This is a genomic window from Pseudomonas sp. JL27(2026) (assembly GCF_056933555.1).
In genome coordinates, this window is sequence record NZ_CM167794.1 from 1,452,590 (window position 1) to 1,468,348 (window position 15,759).

The 15,759-nt window shown below is 61.3% G+C and carries 14 protein-coding genes; 9 read left to right on the forward strand and 5 right to left on the reverse strand.

Translation table 11 applies throughout. The features are described 5' to 3' along the window. The first annotated feature begins 30 nt into the window (after nt 1-30). From AC1Z1G_RS06605 to AC1Z1G_RS06625, 5 genes are all read left to right on the forward strand, one after another. On the forward strand, nt 31-918 hold the full coding sequence (locus AC1Z1G_RS06605) for an acyl-CoA dehydrogenase (protein ID WP_483625842.1): 888 nt from the start codon (nt 31-33) through the stop codon (nt 916-918). A gap of 86 nt (nt 919-1,004) precedes the next feature. Beyond that, entirely contained in the window at nt 1,005-2,099 is a 1,095-nt protein-coding gene (locus AC1Z1G_RS06610) for a serine hydrolase domain-containing protein (protein ID WP_483625844.1), read from the forward strand. Next, on the forward strand, nt 2,096-2,410 hold the full coding sequence (locus AC1Z1G_RS06615; protein ID WP_483625846.1) for an amidase: 315 nt from the start codon (nt 2,096-2,098) through the stop codon (nt 2,408-2,410). The genes AC1Z1G_RS06610 and AC1Z1G_RS06615 overlap by 4 nt, the downstream gene beginning before the upstream one ends. 80 nt (nt 2,411-2,490) lie before the next feature. Further along, nucleotides 2,491-3,081, forward strand: coding sequence for a YceI family protein (locus AC1Z1G_RS06620; RefSeq protein ID WP_483625848.1), 591 nt, complete (start codon nt 2,491-2,493; stop codon nt 3,079-3,081). Nucleotide 3,082: 1 nt separating this feature from the next. After that, complete coding sequence (locus tag AC1Z1G_RS06625) at nt 3,083-4,240, forward strand: phospholipase D-like domain-containing protein (protein WP_483625850.1); 1,158 nt, start codon at nt 3,083-3,085, stop codon at nt 4,238-4,240. Between the two features lie 134 nt (nt 4,241-4,374). Here AC1Z1G_RS06625 and bglX read toward each other — a convergent pair whose 3' ends face one another. Further along, nucleotides 4,375-6,666: a beta-glucosidase BglX gene (gene bglX / locus AC1Z1G_RS06630; protein ID WP_483625852.1), complete on the reverse strand. Its 2,292-nt coding sequence runs from the start codon at nt 6,664-6,666 to the stop codon at nt 4,375-4,377. A 273-nt stretch (nt 6,667-6,939) separates the two neighbouring features. Between bglX and AC1Z1G_RS06635 the strand changes: the two genes are divergently transcribed. Together AC1Z1G_RS06635 and AC1Z1G_RS06640 are read left to right on the forward strand one after the other, a co-directional pair. Then, nucleotides 6,940-7,557, forward strand: coding sequence for a TPM domain-containing protein (locus AC1Z1G_RS06635; RefSeq protein WP_483625854.1), 618 nt, complete (start codon nt 6,940-6,942; stop codon nt 7,555-7,557). A 280-nt stretch (nt 7,558-7,837) separates the two neighbouring features. Beyond that, nucleotides 7,838-9,052 carry a class I SAM-dependent methyltransferase gene (locus AC1Z1G_RS06640; protein WP_483625856.1) on the forward strand — a complete coding sequence of 405 codons (1,215 nt, stop codon included), beginning with the start codon at nt 7,838-7,840 and terminating at the stop codon, nt 9,050-9,052. A 61-nt stretch (nt 9,053-9,113) separates the two neighbouring features. Here AC1Z1G_RS06640 and AC1Z1G_RS06645 read toward each other — a convergent pair whose 3' ends face one another. Further along, entirely contained in the window at nt 9,114-10,019 is a 906-nt protein-coding gene (locus AC1Z1G_RS06645) for a DMT family transporter (protein WP_483625858.1), read from the reverse strand. Between the two features lie 376 nt (nt 10,020-10,395). On the opposite strand from AC1Z1G_RS06645, the gene AC1Z1G_RS06650 reads away from it, so the two are divergent. Together AC1Z1G_RS06650 and AC1Z1G_RS06655 are read left to right on the forward strand one after the other, a co-directional pair. Further along, nucleotides 10,396-10,977 carry a DJ-1/PfpI family protein gene (locus AC1Z1G_RS06650; protein ID WP_483625860.1) on the forward strand — a complete coding sequence of 194 codons (582 nt, stop codon included), beginning with the start codon at nt 10,396-10,398 and terminating at the stop codon, nt 10,975-10,977. A gap of 14 nt (nt 10,978-10,991) precedes the next feature. Further along, on the forward strand, nt 10,992-11,297 hold the full coding sequence (locus tag AC1Z1G_RS06655) for a ribbon-helix-helix domain-containing protein (RefSeq protein ID WP_483625862.1): 306 nt from the start codon (nt 10,992-10,994) through the stop codon (nt 11,295-11,297). A 158-nt stretch (nt 11,298-11,455) separates the two neighbouring features. Here the strand turns inward: AC1Z1G_RS06655 and AC1Z1G_RS06660 are convergent, their stop codons facing one another. The 3 genes from AC1Z1G_RS06660 to AC1Z1G_RS06670 form a co-directional block, all read right to left on the reverse strand. Further along, nucleotides 11,456-14,017 (reverse strand): TonB-dependent receptor, encoded by a 2,562-nt coding sequence (locus tag AC1Z1G_RS06660; protein ID WP_483625864.1) that lies wholly within the window; start codon nt 14,015-14,017, stop codon nt 11,456-11,458. A 116-nt stretch (nt 14,018-14,133) separates the two neighbouring features. Next, nucleotides 14,134-15,105 carry a FecR family protein gene (locus AC1Z1G_RS06665; RefSeq protein ID WP_483625865.1) on the reverse strand — a complete coding sequence of 324 codons (972 nt, stop codon included), beginning with the start codon at nt 15,103-15,105 and terminating at the stop codon, nt 14,134-14,136. Continuing rightward, nucleotides 15,102-15,641 carry an RNA polymerase sigma factor gene (locus AC1Z1G_RS06670; RefSeq protein ID WP_483625867.1) on the reverse strand — a complete coding sequence of 180 codons (540 nt, stop codon included), beginning with the start codon at nt 15,639-15,641 and terminating at the stop codon, nt 15,102-15,104. The genes AC1Z1G_RS06665 and AC1Z1G_RS06670 overlap by 4 nt, the downstream gene beginning before the upstream one ends. Nucleotides 15,642-15,759 lie beyond the last annotated feature (118 nt).

The window sequence follows — 15,759 nt, forward strand, 5'->3', positions numbered from 1 at the left end:
GCTTGTGTGACAGCCCTTGAGGACCCGTTTATGCCATGGCAAGCCCTGTTGAATCGCGACCTGCGTCTGCCCGAAAACCCTGATCTGGCGGAGGGTTACGCCACATTGCTGCAGACGCTGGGCGCGGTGACGCCGTTCGAGCTGGCAGTGTGTGGCGGGCGAATGATGACAACGCCGGGCCAGGCATTCCTGGTGGGTTACCAGGCGGCATTGCGCATGTTATGGCCCAGTGCGCCGCTCAGCCTGGGGGCATTGTGTGCGACCGAACAGCGCAGCCTGCGCCCGGCAGACATGCAAACCCGCCTCACCGCGTTGCGCGTGAGCGGTCGCAAGGACTTCGTCACGGCTGGCGATGCGGCGGACTGGCTGTTGATCGCGGCGCGCAGCGAGTTGCAGGGCCAGTCTCCCCGATTACAGTTGGCGGTGGTGTATGCCGGTGAGCCGGGTGTGCGGGTGGAAAAACTGCCGGCGATCCCGTTGATGCCGGACATCAGTCATGGTCGCTTGCTGCTCGACAACGCCCAGTGCGAGTTGCTGGCCGGAGACGGCTGGGACGCATACGTCAAACCGTTCCGCACCCTTGAGGACATCTATGTGCTCAGCGCCATGACGGCCTGGTTGTACGGCATCGGTCAGGACAACGATTGGTCACAACCCCTTCGACTCAAGCTGCTGGCGTTGCTGGCTGGATGCGCCGAGGTCAGCCGTCAGCCACCGAACCATGGCGCCGGCCATGTGTTGTTGGGTGGTTTGTTTGCGCAGTTTGACGGGCTCAAGGCCGAGCTGAACCAGGCTTTTGCCGATGGCCCCCCGCACTGGGCGGCACTGTGGAAACGTGATCAGGCGGTGCTGGAGCTGGCGGCGGGGGCACGGGCCAAGCGGTTGGCCAAGGCGCTGGCGGGATTTTCGCTGAACTGAAGGGGCTCTTTGCGTGCAGCGACGCAACTTTTGACTGTCATCTATCTCGACTAGGCTCGCAGGGGTAATCCTTATGAGCGTCTGCCGTGTTCAAACGCCTGCCTCTGCTGTTTATGTTGCTGATCAGCCTTCCTGTTCCGGCAGAAAACTGGCCGACCGAACAATGGCAGCAAGGCCCACCGATCAGCAGCCCGGCGCTTCAGGCACTGGAAGCCTACGCCTTCACGCCGCGCGACGACGCGACCCGCAAAGGCATCCGCACCGACGCCTTGCTGGTGATCCGTGACGGGCAACGGATCTACGAACGCTACGCCGGACCGACCACCGCCGACACCCCGCACCTGACCTGGTCCATCAGCAAGAGCCTGATGGCCACGGTGCTCGGCGTGGCGTATGGCGAGGGCTTGTTCACTCTTCAGGACCCGGCGGTGAAGTTCTATCCGGCGCTGGAGAAACACCCGGCTATCACCCTGGCTGACCTGCTGCACTGGGCTTCGGGGCTGGACTGGCAGGAAGACTATGAGTACGCGCCGTTGAATTCCTCGGTGGTGGCCATGCTCTACACCCGTGGCCGTCGCGACATGGCCGGGTTCACCGCCGCGCAGGGTGAGTTCAGCGCGCCGGGCCAGGCGTTTCGTTACTCCAGCGGTGACAGCAACGTGTTGGCGGCGGCGTTGAAAAACATCGTCGGCGCGCAACGGTATCCCGATTTCCCCTGGACGGCGTTGTTCGACCCCTTGGGCATTCGCCATGCCGTGTGGGAAACCGACGCCAGCGGGACGTTTGTCGCTTCCTCCTATGCCTATTTGACCGCCCGTGATCTGGCGCGCGTCGGTTTGCTGATGCAGCGCGACGGCCGCTGGGGCGAGCGGCAATTGCTGCCCCGTGACTGGGTGGCGTTCAACCGCCAGCCATTCGCCCACTACAAGGCTTATCAGGATGAGGCCGTACCGGGCGGCCATTGGTGGCTCAACCGGGCAATCGACGGCGCACAGAAACCCTGGCCGGATGCCCCCGACGACACCTTTGCCGCGCTCGGGCATTGGGGCCAGGCGCTGTACGTGATCCCCAGCGAAAAACTGGTCATCGTGCGCTATGGCGACGACCGCGACGGCACCTATCAGCACAACGAATTGCTCAGGCGCGTGATGTCGGCGTTTGCTTCGAAGGTGCAGCCATGAATGTGCGTAATGCCCTGCGACAGCTGTTGTTGGTGCTGGTGGTTGTGCTGCTGGGCGGGGTCTGGCTGAAACGTGTCGAGTTGAGGGACTTTCCCGAGATCCTCAGTGCCTACACTGCCAAGGAGTATTGTTCGTGCCGGTATGTGGCGCGCAGCCCGGCAGACTATTGTCGGGGCTATGTGAAGCAGTACTTGCCCGTCAGTGATTTTGTCGATGAGGGGCAAGGCCAGCGGGTGACGGTCACCGGCATGGGCCGCAGCAGCACGGCGGCGTGGCTCGGCGAGCGGCAGGGCTGTCGTTTGCTGCCCTGACACGACCGATCAATCGAAGGTTTGCAACGACGCTGACTCAGGCTAAGGTTCGGCCCAGGTTTATTTGTCCATGAGTGTGTATGTTCAGCCCGTTTCGTTCCAAAGCCTTTGCCTTCCTGCTGCTGGCCTGTGGCTCCGTGCCGGCCCACGCCGACTGGTATCTGGACGGCGAGTCTTCGCGCCTGTCCTTTGTCACCACCAAAAACGCCCATGTCGCCGAAGTTCAACGCTTCCTGGTGCTGCACGGCAAGGTCGACGCCAAAGGCCTGGCGCAGGTGCAAATCGAGCTGGACTCGATCAACAGCGGTATTCCCCTGCGCGATGAACGCATGCGCAAAGCGCTGTTCGAGATCAAGGCCTTCCCGGAGGCGTTGATCAGTGCGCAAATTGATCTGCGGCCGATCAACGACCTGGCGTCCGGCGCACAGCTGGAATTGCGTTTGCCGCTCACTGTCAGCCTTCACGGCAAGCAACACGATTACAACGCCGAGTTGCTGGCGACGCGGCTGGATGACCGGCGTTTTCAAGTGGTGACCCTGGAGCCGTTGGTACTCAACGCCAAGGATTTCGACCTGGCACCGGGGGTGGAGACGCTGCGCACGCTAGCCGGGGTCTCGGCCATCAGCCTGTCGGTGCCGGTGGGTGCGGTACTGATTTTCACGGCGCGCTGAGATGGCTGGGGCGGTATTTCCATGGCGCGAAGGCAACCGCTTCGAGCTGATGATCGACGGCCCGCAATTCTTCCCGCGCATGCTGGTGGCGATTGCGCGGGCACAAGAACAGGTTGAACTGGAGCTGTACCTGGTGGAAGCGGGGGCCTGCGCCGAAGCCATGGTCCAGGCGCTGGTGCAGGCGGCCGAGCGCGGGGTGCGGGTGCGTTGCCTGTTCGATGATTACGGCAGCCTGGCGTTTACCCTGAGCCTGCGGCGGCGGTTGATGGAGGCCGGCGTCGAACTGCGTTTCTACAATCGCCTGAACTGGCGGCGCTGGGTGCGCAACCTGTATCGAGATCACCGCAAATTGCTGTTGGTCGATCAGGAACTGGCGGTGGTCGGTGGCACGGGAGTGACGGACGAGTTCTGGACGCCCGGCCAGGCCACCAGTGAGTGGCACGAAGTGATGGTGGAAATCGTCGGCCCGCTGGTACTCGACTGGCAGTTGCTGTTCGACCGCCAATGGATTGCCAACCGCCATCGCCGCGCCTGGAAACCCTCCTCGCATTTCGGGTTACCGCGCCTGCCGCGAGTGCCGTCGGTGGGCGAGGGCATGGGCCGGGTGGCCTATGCCGACGCCCGCCAGCATCGGGACATCCTGCAATCGCTGTTTCGGGCGATCAACAGCGGCCAGCGGCGGATCTGGCTGGCTACGCCGTATTTTCTGCCGACCTGGAAAGTCCGCCGTTCACTGCGTAAGGCCGCCCTGCGAGGCATCGACGTGCGCCTGCTGTTGACCGGGCCGCGCACCGATCACCCGTCGGTGCGTTACGCCGGGCACCGTTATTACCCACGGCTGCTGAAGGCCGGGGTAAAAATTTTTGAGTACCAGCCGTGTTTCCTGCACCTGAAAATGGTCCTGATCGATGACTGGGTGAGTATCGGCTCGTGCAATTTCGATCACTGGAATTTGCGCTTCAACCTGGAAGCCAACCTGGAAGCCCTCGACCCAGCACTGACGCGGGCGGTGGCGGCGAGTTTCGAGCATGACTTTGCCTTGAGCCAGCTCGTCAGCCTGGAAGAATGGCAACGCCGGCCGTTGTGGCGGCGGGTCAAGCAGCGGGTATGGGGATGGGTGGACCGGGTGGTGGTGAATCTGCTGGATCGGCGGGGCTGAACCAAACACCTATAACCAATGTGGGAGCGGGCTTGCTCGCGAAAGCGGTCTGACATTCAGCATTAGTATTGAATGTTTTAAGCCGTTTTCGCGAGCAAGCCCGCTCCCACAGGGACTTCATGTAACTTCGGGGGTTAGAGCAGTTCGAAGCTCTGCTGCGTCACGTTCTGGGAGTCCAGGCCGATCTGCACGTTGAACTTGCCTGGCTCTGCCGCGTACTTGAGCTGGGAGTTGTAGAACTTAAGGTCGGCCTCTTCGAGGGTGAAGTGGATGACTCTCTGTTCGCCGGCCTTGAGCATCACTTTCTGGAAGTTCTTCAGTTCCTTGAGTGGGCGGATCATCGAGCCGGTGACGTCCTGGATGTACAACTGCACCACGGTTTCGCCGTCACGCTTGCCGGTGTTTTTAACCGTCACGCTGGCGTCGAGTTTGCCGCTCTTGTTCAGCGTGGTTGACGACAGCGCCATGTCCGACAGGCTGAACGTGGTGTAACTCAGGCCGTAGCCGAACGGGTACAGGGGACCGGTGGTGTCATCGAAGTACTGCGAGGTGTAGTTGCCCGGTTTGCCCGGCGTGAATGGCCGGCCGATGCTCAGGTGGTTGTAGTAGGTTGGAATCTGCCCGACCGAACGTGGGAAGGTGATTGGCAGTTTGCCCGACGGGTTGTAGTCGCCGAACAGCACGTCGGCAATCGCATTACCGCCTTCGGTGCCGCTGAACCAGGTTTCGAGGATCGCGTCAGCCTGTTCGTTCTCTTCGAGAATCGACAGCGGACGGCCGTTCATCAGTACCAGCACCAACGGTTTGCCAGTGGCCTTGAGGGCCTTGATCAGTTCGCGCTGGTTGGCCGGGATGTTCAGGTCGGTACGGCTCGACGATTCGTGGGACATACCCCGCGACTCGCCCACGGCCGCCACGACCACATCGGCCTGTTGCGCGGCTTTCACCGCTTCCTCGAGCAGGGTTTGCGCCGGGCGCGGGTCATCCACGACTTCCGGGGCATCGAAGTTGAGGAAGTTCAGGTAACCGACGATCTTCGGGTCCGAGGTGATGTTGGCGCCACGGGCGTAGATCAGCGTGGACTGCGCGCCCAAGGCGTTAGTCATGCCGTCGAACAGCGTGACCGATTGTGCCGGCCGGCCGGCAGCGGCCCAACTGCCCATCATGTCGATCGGCGCCTTGGCCAGCGGGCCGACCAGCGCGATTTTCGCGGACTTCTTCAGCGGCAGGGTTTCACCCTGGTTCTTCAGCAGTACCAGGCTGCGACGCGCAACGTCACGGGCTTCGGTGCGGTGCAGGCGGCTGTCGGCATAGGTGTCGGCCGGGTCATCCTCGGCCTTGCCGATCCGCACGTACGGGTCCTTGAACAGGCCCATGTCGTACTTGGCGCCAAGCACTTCACGCACGGCGTTGTCGATGTCGCTTTGCTGGATCTCGCCGGATTTCAACAGCCCCGGCAGTTCCTTGCCGTAGAGGGTGTCGTTCATGCTCATGTCGATGCCGGCCTTGATCGCCAGCTTCGCGGCTTCGCGACCGTCGCGGGCGACGCCGTGATTGATCAGCTCGAAAATCGCACCGTGGTCGCTGACCGCCAGGCCTTTGAAGCCCCATTCCTTGCGCAACAGGTCGTTCATCAGCCAGGTGTTGGCGGTGGCCGGTATGCCGTTGATCGAGTTCAGGGCGACCATCACCCCGCCCGCGCCAGCATCAATCGCTGCGCGGTACGGTGGCAAGTAGTCCTGGTACATTTTCGCCGGGCTCATGTCGACGATGTTGTAGTCGCGCCCCCCCTCGACGGCACCGTACAGGGCGAAGTGCTTGACGCTGGCCATGATGTTTTCGGCCGCAATCGCGCCGGGGCCCTGGTAGGCCTTGACCATCACTTTGGCGATACGCGAAACCAGGTAAGTGTCTTCGCCAAAACCTTCAGAGGTGCGGCCCCAGCGAGGGTCACGGGAGATGTCGACCATCGGTGCGAAGGTGAGGTCGAGGCTGTCAGACGCAGCTTCCCTGGCGGCGATGCGCCCGCTCAGGCCAATGGCGTCCATGTCCCAGCTCGAGGCCAGGGCCAGGGGGATCGGGAAAATGGTCCGGTGGCCGTGGATCACGTCGTAGGCGAAGAACATCGGGATCTTCAACCGGCTGCGCATGGCCGCGTCCTGCATCGGACGGTTTTCCGGGCGGGTGATGGAGTTGAACGTGCCACCGATCCGGCCGGCGGCGATTTCCTTGCGGATCAGCTCGCGGGGCATTTCCGGGCCGATGCTGATCAGGCGTAACTGTCCGATCTTTTCATCGAGGGTCATCTGCTTCATCAGGTTGCTGACGAAAGCGTCCTTGTTCTCAATGGGTGCGGGCGTGGTGGCGGCCAATACAGAGTGACTGGCCAGACCGATGGCAAGGCCCAGCAAACACAGCTTCTTCATGAATAGTGATCTCAAAAGCCTTAACGGACGCCGTGGTTACGCGCCGGTCAGCCAAAAATTAGGGAGCGTCTGTTGTTGTTCGTATAAATGCAGCAAACTTCTGAACGCTTTTCGCGCTGGCATCTTTTAGCCGATTGGTTCGATGCAATCCAGTGGCGGGGGCAGATTATGCCCCAAACGCTCAAGGGGCATACACCTGCGAAGACCAAGGACTTGGGGCGCGTGTTTTCAAAGGCAGCAGACGATAACAATAATGAATGAGCATTCCTGATCATGGCGTTACTGGCAGAACACGAACAACGCAAGGTCGCCGAGGCGATTGCACGGGTGGAGCAAGATACCGATGCCGAGCTGGTCACGGTGCTGGCCGCACGGGCTGACGATTACGCCTACATCCCGCTGCTGTGGGCCAGCCTGGTGGCACTGGTGGTACCGGGCCTGGTGCATATCGCCACTGGCTGGATGAGCATGCACCTGTTGCTGCTGGTGCAATGGATCAGCTTCATCGTGCTGTGCCTGGTGTTCCGTATTCCGACCGTCACCACGCACCTGATTCCACGCTCGGTGCGCCATTGGCGCGCCTCGAACCTGGCGCGCCGGCAGTTTCTGGAGCAGAACCTGCACCACACAGTGGGCAGCACCGGGATGCTGATTTTCGTCTGCGAAGCCGAGCGCTACGTGGAGATCCTGGTGGATGAAGGCATTTCCCGGCGCGTGGACAACACCTGCTGGGCCCCGATCGTTGCCCACTTCACCCGGCAGGTGAAACAGGGCCAGACCTTGCAGGGCTTCGTGACCTGCATCGAGGCCTGTGGCGAGCTGCTCAAGGTGCATGTGCCGGTGACCCATGTGCGCAATGAGTTGCCGAACCGGTTGGTGGTGTTGGGCTAGGACTCAGAATGTTCGTTCGGCTTGAGACCCCCCCCTCACCCTAACCCTCTCCCCAAGGGGCGAGGGGACTGACCGAGTTGTTTGGTCGAGCTACAGCGACCTGAAATATTGAGCCGAACTCAGGTCTTGAAAAGCTTGAAGATCTGCTCTCTTCCCCCCCTCTCCCCACTGAGGAGAGGGGGGTTTCAAACCGTTGGGTAAATAACTGCGTGTCCCGACGCCCCATCCCCCCTAAAATACCCGCCATTCCCCGATCCGCATCGCCCGAGGCGTTTTCTACATGTCCGTTACCGCAACTCCCGCCAGCCTCACGCCGGATCATCACGCGCAATTCATCGAGCTGCTGCAAGGCAGCCTGGCCGAGAACGCCTTCATCAAACTGGTGCTGGCCAAGTACGTGGGGGCCGAAGCGGATTTGCAGCGCATCATCATCAAGCAACTGACAGTCAAGGAGCAGGCGTGCCTGTCCTTCGTCTATCGCTACAAGACGCGCGACATCACCAAGAACTTCCCGCTTGAAGAGGGCGTGGCGACGATTGCCGCGTTGTTGCCGCAAGCGTTCAAGAACGCCCACCTGCTGTCGTTGACCGATGAAGCACAACTTGAGTACAGCAAAAAGGGCAAGAGCTCGCTGTTCAAGAGCAAGCCCCAACAACTGCGTGAAGTGCCGTCCGCCGAGCACAACCGCGAGAAGAACCGCTTCCTGGACCTGGCCCGGCCGTTCCTCGCCGACCTGGGCGTGACCAACAAGCAGCACGAGTTGATCCCGGCGATGTCGCGCAAGTGGAAGCAGATCAACAAGTTCATCGAAGTCTTCAGCCATGCGTTGACGTCTTCACCGCTGGCGCTGGATAAACCGGTGCGGGTGGCGGACTTCGGCTCGGGCAAGGGCTACCTGACCTTCGCCATTCACGATTACCTGCGCAACACCTTGAAGGCCGAGGGCGTGGTCACCGGTGTCGAGCTGCGCGAAGACATGGTCACCCTGTGCAACACCGCCGCCGCACGCCTGGAGTATCCGGGGCTGGTGTTCAAATGTGGTGATGTGCGCAGCGTGGCGCCGAGCGAGCTGGACGTGATGATCGCCCTGCATGCCTGTGATATCGCCACCGACTATGCGATCCACACCGGCATTCGCTCGGGCGCTGCGATCATCATGTGCTCGCCGTGCTGCCACAAGCAGATCCGCTTGCAAATCCAGAGCCCGGCGTTGCTCAAGCCGATGCTGCAATACGGTTTGCACCTCGGCCAGCAGGCTGAAATGGTTACCGACAGTTTACGGGCGCTGTTCCTTGAAGCGTGCGGTTATGAAACCAAGGTGTTCGAGTTCATCTCCCTGGACCACACCAACAAGAACAAGATGATCCTGGCGGTCAAGCGTGCGGAGCCGGTGGACCCGGCCCAGCTGTTGGTGAAGATTCAGGAGCTGAAGGATTTCTACCACATCAGCGAGCATTGCCTCGAAACCCTGTTGCGGGCTGACGGTTACCTCTGAACTCCTGTGGGAGCGGGCTTGCTCGCGAAGGCGGTGTGTCAGTCAACCTGGATGTTGAATGTTACGGCCCCTTCGCGAGCAAGCCCGCTCCCACATGGGGTTTTATTGCAGTCTTGCGCCCGAGCATCACCGTGACGATTACTCCGGCGGCGAACAGCCAGGTGATCGGCTCGATGTGTTCGCCGAAGAACAACGCCGAGAACGCGATGGTGAAGAAGATTTGCAGCAACTGGATCTGACTCACCCGGGCGATGCCACCCATGGCCAACCCGGCGTACCAGGCGAAGAAACCGATGAACTGCGAGAACAGCGACACGTAGCCGAAGGCCCACCAGGTTTTCGCCGAAATCTCGCCCTGGTGTTGTAGTGCCAGGTAAATCACCGGGCCAATCAACAGCGGCGTCGACAGCACCAGCGCCCAGCAGATTACCTGCCAGCCGCCCATCTCCCTGGCCAACCGGCCACCTTCGGCATACCCCAGGCCACCCACGGCAATCGCCCCAAGCATCAGCCAGTCACCGGCCTGAATGCTGCCAGCGCCGCTGATCAGCGCATAACCCAGCACCAACGCACTGCCCAGCGCGGCGCAGGCCCAGAAGGCTTTCGACGGTCGCTCATGGGACAACCACGCGGCATACAGCGCGACGCACAGCGGCTGCAACCCGTTGACCAGCGCACCGTGGGACGCGGGCAGGGTTTGCATGGCCCAGGCCGAGAGCACCGGGAAGCCCAGAATCACCCCGGCAATCACCAGGGCCAGGCCTTTGATTTGTTTCCAGGTCGGCCATTTCTCCCGGCGCCAGAGCAGCAACATCGCCGCCGGAATCGCCGCGAACAAGGCGCGGCCCAGACCGTTGAGCAACGGGTGGATTTCCTGCACGACGATCCGTGTGAAGGGCAGGGTCAGGCTGAAAATGACGACGCCGAGCAGGCCGAGGGCCATGCCGGTGTTTTCGCGCGAGGACATAAACGGCAACCAGAATTCAGGGTGGCGGGAGTGTTTTCATCTAGCCATAAACCTTGGGCGCAGCGCTGCTACAGCTAGACACAGAGTTACACGTACAGTTTTGAAGTACAGCACCGACCCCGTGGCGAGGGAGCTTGCTCCCGCTCGGCTGCGTAGCAGTCGTAAGAAGCTTGACGCGGTTTGTCTGAAATACAGCGGTGCATGGTTTTGGGGCCGCTACGCGACCCAGCGGGAGCAAGCTCCCTCGCCACAGAACCACCTTTGGACCACACATGTGATTCGCTGCTCGTAGTAGGCGGTTATTACCCGGTCATGCGGATTCGGACTACCTTGAATACTCTTGCTTGCCCACGTATTTCCCAGAGGAGTCATCCCCATGGCCGCGAAAAAGATTCTGATGCTGGTTGGCGATTACGTCGAAGACTACGAAGTGATGGTGCCGTTTCAGGCGCTGTTGATGGTCGGCCACACGGTGCACGCGGTGTGCCCGGGCAAAACTGCCGGGCAAACCGTACGTACGGCAATCCATGACTTTGAAGGCGACCAGACCTACAGCGAAAAACCCGGTCACCTGTTCGCCCTGAACTTCGATTTCGCCAAGGTCGATGCCGCAGATTACGACGCGTTGCTGGTGCCGGGCGGTCGTGCGCCGGAGTACCTGCGGTTGAATGAAAACGTCCTGCAATTGGTGCAATCCTTCGACAAGGCCGGCAAGCCGATTGCTGCCGTGTGCCATGGTGCGCAGTTGCTGGCGGCGGCGGGGATTCTTGAAGGTCGCGAATGCAGCGCTTACCCGGCCTGTGCGCCGGAAGTGCGGCTGGCCGGTGGTACGTTCATCGATATCCCGGTGACGCAAGGTCACGTTCAGGGCAATCTGGCGACCGCGCCGGCGTGGCCCGCGCACCCGCATTGGCTGGCCGGTTTCCTTGGGCTGCTGGGCACCAAAATCACCTTGTAAATGCAGGCCTGCCCATGTGCGAACTCTATGTCAAAGCCGACCCGATTCTGTACGAGTCACGCTCGCGTTCGCTGCGTATTTGCGGGGTGGTGACGACCTTGCGCCTGGAGAACCAGTTTTGGGACATCCTCAGCGAGATCGCCGAAGTCGACGGCATGACCACCAATCAACTGGTGGCCAAGCTCTATGAAGAAGTGATGGACTATCGCGGGGAAGTGGTGAATTTCGCTTCGTTCCTGCGGGTCAGTTGTACCCGTTACCTGAGTCAGCGACGGGGCGCGGCGCCGCCATTGTCGGTGGTGCGGGCGGCGGCTAGCTAAATAGCTGAGGCCGCGTCGACGCCATCGTCGGAACGCCGCGCGGAGCACGCTCGTTCCCACAGGATTCTCGGGTATTCACACTACTGTGATCACGCTGAGGTCCGCTGCGGGGCGAGCCTGCTCGCGATGGCGTCGGAGCCGAAAGCACACATCCCGGATCAGAAGAACCGCGTCACGCTGACCTTGGCATTTCGGCCCTGGGTGTAGGCGCGGTCGCCGCTGAGGGCCGGACGGAATTCGCTGTTGAACAGGTTATCGACCGTCAGGTTGACCTCGGTGCCCTTGAGGTACGGCTGCTGCGGTTTCCAGTTGGCGAAGAGTCCCTGGGTGTTATAGCTGTCGTTGGGGTACTGGTCGTAGAACACGTCGCCGACGGTGTTTTTACCCGAACCATAGCTGTCGCTCGGCAGGCGGTCGGTCTTGCGCACGAACTCGCCCTGCCAGCCGACCTGGGCATCCCACGTCGGGATCTTCACGCCCAGTACGGCAATCCATTTCGCGGGCGGAATGTCCCGCGCCCAGACGTCCGGCCCCCATGGGTTGGTGTAGGCGCCTTCATGCTTGCCGCTGATCCATGAGTAAGACAGCGAGCCGAACAGGTAGGTGGAGTCGTAGAAGCTTTCGACTTCGAAGCCCTTGATGGTCAGCGAACCGATGTTGCGGTAGTTGCCCATCGGCCCCATGCCCTTGCAATCCGAGGCGATGGTGCCGCCCTTGATGGCCTGGTTCTGGCAGCCGACGCCGGTGGCCTTGAAGATTTCGTCGTCGATTTTGTTGCGAAACAGCGTGGTGCGGATCTGCACGCTGTCACGGTCGGTGAAGACGTTGGCGAAGCTGGTGATGTTACCGGCCCGCAACGCGGTGATGCGTTCGGGGTCCAGGTCGGTGCTGGTGGCGGTGCGGCTGCCCAGGCCCTGGACTTCGTACTGCTCGTCGATGACCGGTGCACGCCAGGTTTTGCTGTAGTCGGCGAACAGCGCGACATTCGGTGTCACCTTCCAGAACGCGGACAGACGCGGCGACCAACCGGTGTAGGTCTGGTCGCTGTAGTCGTGGCCGAAGCTCGGTTTGGGGTTGTTGTAGTACGGCGCCTCGTTGGCCTCGCCACGGTTGCGTACGTGGTCGTAGCGCAGGGACGGGGTCAGGGTGAAGTCGCCCAGGGTAATGGCGTCCTGAATGTAGAAGGCGTTGGCGTCGACCTTGCCCTGCGGCATGAAACTCGGCTGGAAGTGACCGTAGTTGTACTTGGGCGTGTTGTAGAGCTTGCCCGGCATCCACATTTCGGTTTCACGCTGGTGCTTGCGGATCTGGACGCCGGTGGTCACGGCGTGCTCCAGCGGGCCGGTGGCAAACAGGCTGATGTTGCGCAGTTCGAGGATGCGGTCCTTGTAGGCCGTGTCCATTTTTCGGCCGCCGGTGGCAGTCTGGTAAAACGCCGTTTCACCGCGCTCGTCGGTCTGATCGGTATTGGATTCCGAGTAGCTGAGCTTGAAGTCCACCAGCGGGTTGTCCAGGGGCTGGTACAGGTATTTGCTCGACCAGGTGGTGTCGGTCGTCTGACGGTTCGCGAGGAAACGCTTCAGGGCATTCTTGTAGCCGTAACGGTCGATGGCGTACTGATTGGGTGGCGCCGGGAAGCTGGCGGACGAAAACGGCGTCCAGCGTTCGCTTTGCGAACGCGAGTAGGAGACGCCGACGCTGTGCTCGTCGTTGAGGTGAAAGTTGAGCTTGAACAACTGGCCATCCAGGTCCTGGGCACTGTTGGGCAGGCGCTGGGGATTGACCGGGTATTCATGGTCCGGGTCATCGATTTTCGCGGCCAGTTTCATGTCGCCGCCATCGCGCTTGGTCAGGTACACCAGCGCATCGGCGCGGCCATCGTCGGTGCGCCCGTACAAGGCCGAGCTGTAAACCTGCTGATGGTCGTTGCTGGAGTAGCCGTACTTGACCATCGCGCCGGAGTTGCGTCCGTCCTTGAGCATGTCCGGCGCGTCTTTGGTTTCCATGTGCACGGTGCCGCCGAAACCGCCGTTACCGCTGGAGGCCGAGTGCGGACCTTTTTCGACTTCGATGCTTTTGATCAGCTCCGGCTCGATGAAGATCGTGCCTTGCTGGTAGCGCTCGAAACCGCTTTTGGTTGCGCCGTCGACGGTCAGCGGCACGTCTTCCGCGTCGCCCAGGCCCCAGATGTTGATGGTCTGGCCACCGGGTTTCATCGAGCCGCCCATGGACACGCCGGGCAGGGTCGCCAGCAGGCTGGGAATGTTGTTCGGCTGGTGGCGGTCGATGTCGGCCTGGCTCAGCGTCGAGCGGCCGACGGTGCTGGAGTCGACTTCGGTGCCGGTGCCGATCACGCTCTGGGCGTCGAGTTGCAGGGAGCCGCCGCTGCTGGTGGTGCTGTCTTCCTGTGGGCGCACGACGTAGGTCTGGTCGATTTTGATCAGGCTGAAATTGCTCTTGTCCAGCAACTGGCGAATCGCCGTTTCAGGGCTGAAGTTGCCGTCGATGGCCGGGGCCTTGACGTTGCGCAGCAGTTCTTCATCGAACAGTAACTGGATCTTCGCCTGCTGGGCGATCTGGCTCAGCGAGCTGGCCAGCGGTTGGGCCGGCAGGTGCAGGCTGATCGATTCGGCATGGGCGTTGAGGCTGAACGCCAGGCAGGTGGCGATCAGGGTCGGCCTGATGCACAGGTGCTGGAAGTGATGAGACGCGCGAAACATTAAATCCCCCAGGGCGGCCAAAGGCCAAAAAGGCGTACGTGAACAACGCAGACGGGAGGAAGACGCGGCAGTGAAAAAAAACCTCACATGCAAATGAAAAATATTCGCATGTGGGTTTATCGGCGGGCTTCGATTCGTACCTGACCGTCGGCCAGGGTCACGGTTTTTACCGGGATCAGTGCTGGCAGCGCTTTGATCAGCGCGTCCGGATCGTTCACATCGAGATTGCCCGAGACCTTGAAACGTCCCAGCGAACCGTCGGCCAGCAGCACCGGCTTGGCGCGGTAGAGGTTCAGCTCGTCAACCAGGCTGGCCAGTTCACGGTTGCGAAACGCCAGGTGGCCGCTGCGCCAGTCCGCCACCGTACCGTCGCCCAGGGTTTGCTGTTGCAGCGTGCCCTTGAGGTAGTTGTAACTGGCCTGTTGCTGCGCGCCGAGCAAGGTCGATGCCACGGTTTTGTTGTTCGGCGTGAACGCGACCTGACCGTGAGCGACGCTGACGACGAGTTGCTGTTGACCGCGACGCACATCGAACCCGGTGCCGACCACTCGCACAGTGGCGTCACCGGCGTGCACCCACAGCGGGCGTTCCTTGTCCGGGGCGACGTCGAGGTAGACCTGACCCTGTTCAAGGTAAATATTGCGTTGAAGGTTGTTGAAGTCGATGCGCAGCCGGGTGTTGGCATTGACGTACAAAGTGGTGCCGTCGGGCAGGTTGAAGGTGCGCGAGCCTTTGGCCTGCGCCGCGACCTGGCGTTCATAAGCGGCATAGGGCGTGCCCAGGTTGAGCGTCAACACGGCGCAGACCAGTGCTGCGGCAATCGCCAGGGTCGGGCGCCAGGACGGGGTTTTTCGCACGGGCAGCGGCACCGGTTTGTCGAGTTGCTGCAACTCGGCAAGGTCGGCCCACAGTTGTTCGAACTCGGCATAGGCCCTGGCATGCGCAGGTTCGTTCATCCAGCGACCGAACGCTTTACGGGTGTCGCGGCGGTGGTCGTTGCGGTTGCGCGCGAACCAGCTGGCGGCCTGGGCATCGACGCTGTTGCTGTCGATGTCGTTGTCGCGCTCGATGCCGGGAAGGCGGGTCATTCTGGCTGCTCCATGCCGTTCTCTCGTTGTAGGCGCTGCTTGCAATGCAACAGGGCAAAGGCAATGTGTTTTTCCACCATGCTGATGGAAATCCCCATGCGCGCAGCAATCTGCGCCTGGCTCAAGCCTTCGAAGCGGTGCAGCATAAGGGCTTCGCGGCGGCGGGGCGAGAGTTCGGCAAGGACTTCTTTCAACTGTTCGAGGCGTTGCAGGCGTTGAGCGGCGGCCATGGGGTCGTTTTTTCCGTCACAGGCAGGTTCCGCGTCGCTTTGGGCGTGCTCGTCGTGAACCCCGTGGCGGACTTTTTGCCGACGCCAGTGATCACGCAAGACGTTGCGCGCCATCTGGAACAAAAAGGCACGTGGCTGTTCGACCTTGGCCCGGTCGCGGTAATCGAGCCATTGGGTGAAGACGTCCTGGGTCATGTCTGCCGCGTCACTGGCGTTGTCCGTGCGTTTGCGCAGGTAATGCAGAATGTCTGCATAGAACCCGCGAAACGAGTCCGCCGACAGTGGGTCGGGCTTGAGGAGAGACATGGATATCCTTCTTGACGAAGCAGGTGCAGAAAAGTCGCGAATGATATCGAGAATTATTGCTATTTGTCTCCTGGCAAATAAACGCTTTATCAGGGAAGTGGATAAACGCCGCAGACGG

What these genes read in the sequence shown, in the direction of transcription:
- AC1Z1G_RS06665 (WP_483625865.1), bottom strand. Translation starts at nt 15,105, where the DNA reads ATGACCCGCCTTCCCGGCATCGAGCGCGACAACGACATCGACAGCAAC.
- AC1Z1G_RS06620 (WP_483625848.1), top strand. Translation starts at nt 2,491, where the DNA reads ATGTTCAGCCCGTTTCGTTCCAAAGCCTTTGCCTTCCTGCTGCTGGCC.
- AC1Z1G_RS06650 (WP_483625860.1), top strand. Translation starts at nt 10,396, where the DNA reads ATGGCCGCGAAAAAGATTCTGATGCTGGTTGGCGATTACGTCGAAGAC.
- AC1Z1G_RS06670 (WP_483625867.1), bottom strand. Translation starts at nt 15,641, where the DNA reads ATGTCTCTCCTCAAGCCCGACCCACTGTCGGCGGACTCGTTTCGCGGG.
- AC1Z1G_RS06635 (WP_483625854.1), top strand. Translation starts at nt 6,940, where the DNA reads ATGGCGTTACTGGCAGAACACGAACAACGCAAGGTCGCCGAGGCGATT.
- AC1Z1G_RS06655 (WP_483625862.1), top strand. Translation starts at nt 10,992, where the DNA reads ATGTGCGAACTCTATGTCAAAGCCGACCCGATTCTGTACGAGTCACGC.
- AC1Z1G_RS06640 (WP_483625856.1), top strand. Translation starts at nt 7,838, where the DNA reads ATGTCCGTTACCGCAACTCCCGCCAGCCTCACGCCGGATCATCACGCG.
- AC1Z1G_RS06615 (WP_483625846.1), top strand. Translation starts at nt 2,096, where the DNA reads ATGAATGTGCGTAATGCCCTGCGACAGCTGTTGTTGGTGCTGGTGGTT.
- AC1Z1G_RS06645 (WP_483625858.1), bottom strand. Translation starts at nt 10,019, where the DNA reads ATGTCCTCGCGCGAAAACACCGGCATGGCCCTCGGCCTGCTCGGCGTC.
- AC1Z1G_RS06605 (WP_483625842.1), top strand. Translation starts at nt 31, where the DNA reads ATGCCATGGCAAGCCCTGTTGAATCGCGACCTGCGTCTGCCCGAAAAC.
- AC1Z1G_RS06660 (WP_483625864.1), bottom strand. Translation starts at nt 14,017, where the DNA reads ATGTTTCGCGCGTCTCATCACTTCCAGCACCTGTGCATCAGGCCGACC.
- bglX (WP_483625852.1), bottom strand. Translation starts at nt 6,666, where the DNA reads ATGAAGAAGCTGTGTTTGCTGGGCCTTGCCATCGGTCTGGCCAGTCAC.
- AC1Z1G_RS06625 (WP_483625850.1), top strand. Translation starts at nt 3,083, where the DNA reads ATGGCTGGGGCGGTATTTCCATGGCGCGAAGGCAACCGCTTCGAGCTG.